The organism is Microbacterium umsixpiens, assembly GCF_053543675.1.
The window spans coordinates 50553-51178 of the sequence record NZ_JBLVOH010000150.1; the positions used below are offsets into that span (position 1 = coordinate 50553).

The 626-nt window shown below is 68.2% G+C and carries 1 protein-coding gene; it reads left to right on the forward strand.

Going from position 1 to position 626, the window contains the following annotated elements:
- Positions 1 to 626 (forward strand): ribonuclease III (rnc, locus tag ACNPM4_RS14950; RefSeq protein ID WP_448986175.1); only part of this gene is annotated, 626 nt, incomplete at both ends.

Sequence of the window (626 nt, forward strand, 5' to 3'; positions counted from 1 at the left end):
GGGGAGCTTCTGGAGTTGGCCCTCACTCACCGCTCTTACGCGTATGAGCACGGCGGGATCCCGCACAACGAGCGCCTGGAGTTCCTCGGTGATTCGGTCTTGGGTCAGGCCGTGACCGTGATGCTCTTCACCACGCACCCCGACCTCGACGAGGGCGAGCTGGCGAAGCGGCGTGCGAGCGTCGTGTCCACTGTCGCTCTTGCGGAAGTGGCTCGCGGCATCGACCTCGGCAGCCATCTGCTGCTGGGGCGCGGTGAGGAGCAGACCGGTGGTCGAGACAAGGACTCGATCCTGGCGGACACGATGGAAGCCGTGATCGGTGCCACGTACCTGTCGGCGGGTCCTGAGGCCGCCACAGCGCTCGTGCTTCGTCTGACGGAGCCTCTGCTCGCGGATCCAGAGCGCTACGGCGCGGCGATGGACCCGAAGACCAGTCTGCAGGAGCTCGCTGCCCGTGTCGGCGCGACGCCGCCGCAGTATTCGGTCGAGGCGAGCGGCCCGGATCACGACCGCCGCTTCACCGCCACGGTATCGGTCGGCGACGTCAGCATGATCGGCCACGGCAGCAGCAAGAAGACCGCAGAGATGGCGGCGGCCCTCAGCGCCTGGCGCACGCTCAGCGAGCG